The organism is Vibrio sp. 10N.222.48.A3 (genome assembly GCF_041475345.1).
GTDB classification, from domain to species: Bacteria; Pseudomonadota; Gammaproteobacteria; order Enterobacterales; family Vibrionaceae; genus Vibrio; species Vibrio tasmaniensis_A.
Window position 1 is genome coordinate 1 of record NZ_JBFRVX010000815.1, and the last position, 6,732, is coordinate 6,732.

Sequence of the window (6,732 nt, forward strand, 5' to 3'; positions counted from 1 at the left end):
GCTCTTTTTTGTTTGATTGAGCTTATATCTGTTTAACGGCAGTTATTCTATTAGGACGGTTACTAAGACTAAAACCGTTAATCGATTAACTCCATGACTTAACTAAGACAACTGCTTAACGAGAGCTGCACCTACTGCGTGAGCACTGGTTGGGTTTTGGCCGGTAATCACTCGCTCATCAACAATTACAAGCTCATGCCAAGGTTGAACCTTGTTGAAACGCGCTGCGCTACGAGCAAGAGATTCTTCCAATAAGAACGGAATGTCATTGATGGTGCCAAAGTCGATTTCTTCTTCACGTGTAAAACCAGTCACAGATTTAGAGCTCAGTAACTTCTCCCCGTTGCTCAGGACAATCGGAAGCAGTGCTGCTGGGCCGTGACATACTGATGCGATCACACCGCCATCTTCATAGTGCTTAGCCGTAATAGCTGCGAATTGCTCGTCGGTTGCTAAGTCAGAAAGCAAACCGAAACCACCTGGGTAGAAGATAGCATCGTAGCTTTCTACGTTAATTTGGCTTACAGGAATCGTGTTATTAATGCGGTTCTGGAAGTCATCATCAGCCAGGATCTCGGCGTTTACTGAATCACATTCAATATCGGTTCCGTACAATGGGCCTTTACCACCCTTGATAGACGCGATGTCGTACTCAAAACCCGCAGCAATGATCTCTTTCAGTGCATGAGTCAGTTCAGGCGCGTAAGTACCGTTCGCTTGATCTGTATCGCCTAGTGTTGCGTGGTTAGTTACAGGTATTAGTATTTTTTTCATGATTCGTCCCTTTGAGCACGTTTGTTTGGTTTCAGCGTCGTTGTTTTGCTTTAGGCATCGTGGTTTTTATTTAGAAAACCAAAGTTTTCAATTGAGATTCCGCTGTTTCGTTACCTGTAATACTAGTAGTAAACCATTTGAGTGATAATATGCCGAATAGGCAAAACATTATTGCTATATAGCAATAGTCGGATGTGAATTAGTCGAATGTGAATTCGTTAGACGTTAACAGGTGAAGTATGGATAGCTTTGAAGGTATTAATGAATTTGTTGCCGTAGCGGAGTGTCACGGCTTTTCTGCGGCCGCGAAACAACTTGGTTGCAGTACCAGCCATGTCAGCCGCCAAGTATCGAGATTAGAAGAGCGGGTAGGCGTGGCTTTACTGGCTCGATCCACTCGTATGGTAAGTTTGACGGAGTCTGGGCATACGTATTATCAGCAATGCAAAGATCTGGTTATTGGGCTGCAACAGGCGAATGAACAAGTCACATCTCAACAAGCTCAGTTGAGCGGTACATTACGCGTGAGTGCTGCGGGTGCGTTTGCTGAAAATCATGCTGCCGCGGCGCTGATGGAATTTGCCAAAGACCACCCTGATCTCACTATCGAAATGAACTTCAATACCAATATGGTTAACTTTATTGAAGATGGTATTGATTTCGCGATTCGTTATGGTCGGTTAGATGATTCTGGTTTGGTGGCAAGGAAGCTGGTGGATCGGCCAATGGCAGCGGCCGCGAGTCAGAACTACATCGATCAATTCGGTTCTCCAACACAGCCTGAACAGTTGAAGTGGCACAGCTGTATTATTGCCAACAGTGATCAGTGGTTGTTTGAGAAAGATGGAAAACCGTTAAACGCGGTGCGCGTACATGGGCGTTGGAAAAGCAATAACTCGAGTGCGGTACTTAAAGCTTGTGAAGGAGGGCTTGGCATTGTTTATCTTCCCAAAAGCAGCTTCAATGGCGGTCTTGCCAATGGGAAGCTCGTTCCAGTGCTAGAAGAATATTGGGGAGCAGGTACAAGCAGTTGGATCGTATATCAAAACCGTCGCTTTCTTCCACAGAGAGCAAGGCTGGCTATCGACTTCTTAGTTTCTTATTTTTCCGATTGGAATGAATAACCGAATAGATAATGCTTACATAGCTATACAATATCCTTGTTGTTTTTTGATGTGCGTAATAAGAAGGTGCTATTTGTCTACTTTTGATGACTTACGCTTACGATTGAGTTGTAGAGAAGCCTAAAGCAGTACGATATACTAGATATCATATTAATGTCCCTAACGCGTGATAGATTGTGTGGAAGCGTTGGCAGGATGTGTTGTTATGCTTCGGCTTATGAAGTGTAGCGAGAATGCGGAGTTGGCAATGTCTTCAATAAATTTCGAATCCACGTACGGTGTAATAACGATTCAAGATATGAATGTAGTGAGTGTTGACGCTAACTATGCTCGCATCTATGGATACCAATCACCGGAAGAACTACTTTCTGATATCGATAGCTTTCTAGATCTCATCTCAGAAGAGTACCATGTTTTAGCCTATCAAAATTACCTCGAAACGGTCAGTGGTCAACGAGATCCTCAGGTTCACACCTATACCAATGTTGATCGCAATGGCCGAGAGTTTACTGTGATTTCTATCGATCATGTGACGGAGTGGCAGGGAAGACCTGCACTGCAAGTCACGGTTATCGATCTTTCCCCTGCGATTCAGCTGCAAAATGCAGTGCGTGAGCAAGATAAGATGTATCACGACATGATCATGCAATCAGGGCAGGGCATCTTGGTTCACCGAGATTTCAAACCGTTGATGGTCAATCAATCCTGGGTAAAACTGCAAGGTGGATCTTCCATAGATCAAGTCTTAGCGCTGGATTCGATTCTTGACTTAGTGCCACAGCAGAATAGCGACGGCATCTATAAACACTATCAAGCGATCGTGTCGGGTGAGTTGTCGGGAACCAGTACCGTGGTTGAAAACATTGGCTTTGACGGTGTTCATCGCTTCTTTAATATTTACGATAATGCAATTACTTGGAAAGGTCAGCGGGCCGTTCAAGTGGTACTCGAAGATGTGACTCAAAAGGTGATGTTGGAGAAGCAGTTGGTTCACCAAGCGAATTACGATGAAATGACGGATCTGCTTAATCGTAGGGCGATTTATGAATGGTTAAGAGAGCACATGTTCTCTAAAAACTACCTTGTCTGTATGCTACTAGATATCGATGACTTCAAGTCGATTAATGACACTTATGGTCATATGGTAGGTGATGAGGTAATTTGTGCTTTAGCTAGCATAACCAAGCGTAATGCCGAGAAAGTTGGTGGAGTAGCAGGCCGTTGGGGTGGTGAAGAGTTCATTCTATTTATCCCCAATACGTCTCTTGAAACAGCTCTCGAAGTTTCAGAAGAGATTCGCCAACAGTTCAATCAAGTCGAGTTCAAAGTGGGTGAACAAATTCGTTTTAACTCTAGCGTGAGTATCGGAATCAGCGATAGCCGAGCGTGTGAAGACGGTGTCACTATTGACGCACTCGTGAATTTAACCGACCAATCTCTTTATCGCGCGAAAGCCAATGGCAAGAATTGTGTAGACGGAGATGTAGTCGCGCTTTAACGCCTAAAACCGTCATCGAAAGCGAATAGAATCGACAACAAAAAATGCCCTCAAGTCATCACTTGAGGGCATTTTAGTTTTTGGCTATTAACTGAACGCTTCTCACTATAAGAAACGCTTCTAACTATAAGAAACGTTTAAGTTCTATAAATTAGGCAGACACTTCCACTTCGTAAGAACCAAATTTACGGATGTTAATCACGCCAGTATCTAGGATAAGGTATTGACCTTTAATGCCTTGAAGTACGCCCGTCACTTCAGGGTTCTTATCAAAGTTGTGCGATACAATTTTCACAGGGTGCTGTTCAACTGGGTAGCTCAATGAAGTAATGCTCTCACTGAGCACCTCGATAGCATCATCACCAAACTTCGCTCTGATCTCTTGAATCTTATCTTCTACAAGTGGCAATAGTTCTTTGGCTTTTTCAACCAACTCCATATCGTCACCGTCGCCTTTTAGCAGCGTGCGCCAGTTGGTTTTATCGGCGATGTGTTTTGCTAATTCGACTTCAATAAGGCCAGAGATCTGACGTGTTTTTACCTTCAAAATAGGTAGGCCTTGAGTGGCTCCTTGATCAATCCAACGGGTAGGGATTTGTGTATGGCGAGTGATTCCAACCTTAAGGCTTGATGTGTTCGACAGGTAAACGAAGTGATCGACGAAGCAATTTTCTACACCCCATTGAGGTTCACGACAAGTGCCTTGATCGTAGTGGCAAGTCTCCGGCTTCATTATGCACATATCGCAGCTCGCTAGCTTTTTCATGCACACAAAGCAGTGACCTTGAGAGTAGCTTTTCTTAGTTTTCTTACCACACGAACAACAAAAAATATTACCAGTGTGGGTAAGGTTGATGGTTTTTCCAATCAGAGGGTTTAGCTCTACAAACTCTTCCCCTACAGGTAAACGGTAGGTAACCGTACCATCAAGGGAAGCACTCATTTTCTTGAGTGTTCCTTTTGCTAATAAAGACATGACATTACTCGTTGTATTTTGATTATTATTTCGTCGACTCGAACGCCTTGTAAGCAGTCGCTACGGTTAACGATGATTATGCGATGAGTATAACAAATAGAGCCTCTATTTATACGCAATATTACTTGATTATTGCAGTGAATAATTGAGTGGAAATCCGCCATCTAAATTATAGTATGACATTTTGTTAAGGTGTGATATAACGTTTTTAAGTCAATTGTTAGTATGCAATCTAATGATTAATTTTGCTTGTTTATATCGTCAAATCCCAACTATAGGGACCAAAAGCCGGAAGCTTAGATGTGAAGTGGATTCATAAAATTGTTATCTTTCTAGTTATCGCAACACTTGCCATTGTGCAGTATTACCAGGTAAGTGGAAATCGTGTGATAACAACAATTACTCCTGAACAATATGAATTTATCGCGACCAGCGATCAAGTTGATAGAGGAGTCAGTACCTCCCAATTGTCCTATGAAAATGGGCAGTATATTCTCGATTGTGAGCTTAAAAAATCCGAATATCCTTGGCCTTATTGTGGGCTATCGATTCGTATTAGCCCAGACATAACCACTGGCCTTGACCTTTCGCAGTACCACACCTTTAGAGTCAATATTGATTACCATGCGAAGGCTGATTCTAGTGGTCGTCTGAGAACGTACCTACGTAATTACAATCCTGCTTATTCGGTTCCCGATGATGAGTACACACATAAGTACAATGGGATGGAGTTCTCTCCAGGAATCGATGGTGGCGTGATCGAGATCCCGATCAAAAACTTGCAAGTCATGACGTGGTGGTTAGCGGATAACGAGGTTGCGTTAGAGCATTCAGCCCCCGAGTTTTCAAATGTGAACATGGTTGAGTTTGCTACTGCTTCTGGTGCTAAATTAGGTCACCATCGGATAATTATTCGAAGTATTGAGTTTGAGGGTTCGTATATTTCGGCTGAAAGTCTGTTCCTGATTTTGCTGTTTATCTGGGTGGGTACCGGCACTGTGTTTCTGCTTTCAGAATTACACCGCTCAAGAAAACGTATCGCGATCGCTGAAAAAAGACACCATCACTTAAAAAACGTCAATCGGGCATTGAGAGAGCAAAACTTCGAGTTTTCTGAAAAGGCTCATCGTGATGAATTGACAGGGATACTTAACCGACACGCGATTCGTGATTGGTTGAAAATGCAGTCGCAACAGGTGAAGCAAGGCCACGGCAAGTTAAGTATGATCTACCTGGACATTGACTACTTTAAAAGTGTGAATGACAAATACGGACACCTGATGGGTGATCATATCTTGCGTGAATTCAGTATGGTGGTTGGCAGCTCTATCAGTGCGACGGACAAACTTGTACGTTGGGGTGGTGAAGAGTTTATTGTTTTTTGCCCTGAAACCGAAGCTGGCGAAGCGCAGAGAAAGGCAGAGAAAATCCGACTTTTGGTTAGCCAACATCTTTGGATTCATGGGGATTCTCTCACTTGCAGTATCGGCATTGCCGAGATGAAACAAGAGCGGGTGACAGAGACCATTGCCCGCGCTGATGAAGCCTTATATCAAGCGAAGCATTCAGGGCGAAATCAGGTGATCTTGAGCCACTAATCGGAAGTAGAGTTTATTGGTTTATAAGCCACACGTGCATATGTGACGTGTGGCGTTTTTATGGTTCTTATCCCAATAGCCAAAACAAAAAAGGTGGCGCGGGGCCACCAAAAGGGAAAAGCGTTTCTTGTTTGTATGTGCCCGTTTAGCTGGTTTTGTTAGTTAAACTGATCTTGCTAGTTAAACGGATCTTGTTAGCAGAGCGGGCATTTTTGTACTGGTTGAGCCGGGGGAAGCTGCAACCAGATTTTTTTTGAGAAGGGGCATTCCTATAAGCACTTGTCTATAAACATACGTCTATAGGACATTAGTGTTTACCAGAAAATCCAAGCGAACAGAGTCAGAACTAGGATACAAACTAGGTTCAACACCATACCTACTCGCATCATTTCTTTTTGTTTGATATGACCAGAGCCAAATACAATCGCATTAGGTGGTGTCGCGACTGGTAGCATGAAGGCACAAGATGCGGCAATCGCAATCAGTGCAGATAAGATAACAGGTGACATACCCAGCGCTTCAGCAATGGTTGCAAATACAGGGACAAGCAATGCCGCACTCGCTGTGTTACTCGCAAACTCCGTTAGGAATACCACGAACGCTACTACGGCTAGAATCGTAAGAAGTATACCTGCTGTTTCTAAAAATCCGCTTAGTGAGTGTGCTAGGAATACGCTGGTTCCGGTCGCTTTCAGAATGTTACTTAAACAGATACCACCACCGAACAGGATAAGTACACCCCAATCCGTTGTCTTCTCAACG

6 protein-coding genes are annotated in these 6,732 nt (G+C 43.5%); 3 read left to right on the forward strand and 3 right to left on the reverse strand.

The features are described 5' to 3' along the window. Nucleotides 1-102 precede the first annotated feature (102 nt). Nucleotides 103-774, reverse strand: coding sequence for a type 1 glutamine amidotransferase domain-containing protein (locus tag AB4653_RS20140; protein WP_009846469.1), 672 nt, complete (start codon nucleotides 772-774; stop codon nucleotides 103-105). Between the two features lie 239 nt (nucleotides 775-1,013). On the opposite strand from AB4653_RS20140, the gene AB4653_RS20145 reads away from it, so the two are divergent. Both AB4653_RS20145 and AB4653_RS20150 read left to right on the forward strand, forming a co-directional pair. Further along, on the forward strand, nucleotides 1,014-1,898 hold the full coding sequence (locus tag AB4653_RS20145) for a LysR family transcriptional regulator (protein WP_102257346.1): 885 nt from the start codon (nucleotides 1,014-1,016) through the stop codon (nucleotides 1,896-1,898). A gap of 247 nt (nucleotides 1,899-2,145) precedes the next feature. Next, complete coding sequence (locus AB4653_RS20150) at nucleotides 2,146-3,396, forward strand: diguanylate cyclase (RefSeq protein ID WP_372071046.1); 1,251 nt, start codon at nucleotides 2,146-2,148, stop codon at nucleotides 3,394-3,396. 151 nt (nucleotides 3,397-3,547) lie between these two features. Here the strand turns inward: AB4653_RS20150 and AB4653_RS20155 are convergent, their stop codons facing one another. After that, on the reverse strand, nucleotides 3,548-4,372 hold the full coding sequence (locus AB4653_RS20155; protein WP_102257344.1) for a DUF2797 domain-containing protein: 825 nt from the start codon (nucleotides 4,370-4,372) through the stop codon (nucleotides 3,548-3,550). Nucleotides 4,373-4,674: 302 nt separating this feature from the next. Between AB4653_RS20155 and AB4653_RS20160 the strand changes: the two genes are divergently transcribed. Further along, on the forward strand, nucleotides 4,675-5,970 hold the full coding sequence (locus AB4653_RS20160) for a GGDEF domain-containing protein (RefSeq protein WP_102257343.1): 1,296 nt from the start codon (nucleotides 4,675-4,677) through the stop codon (nucleotides 5,968-5,970). 314 nt (nucleotides 5,971-6,284) lie between these two features. Here the strand turns inward: AB4653_RS20160 and AB4653_RS20165 are convergent. After that, nucleotides 6,285-6,732 (reverse strand): SLC13 family permease (locus AB4653_RS20165; protein ID WP_372105157.1); only part of this gene is annotated, 448 nt, incomplete at its 5' end.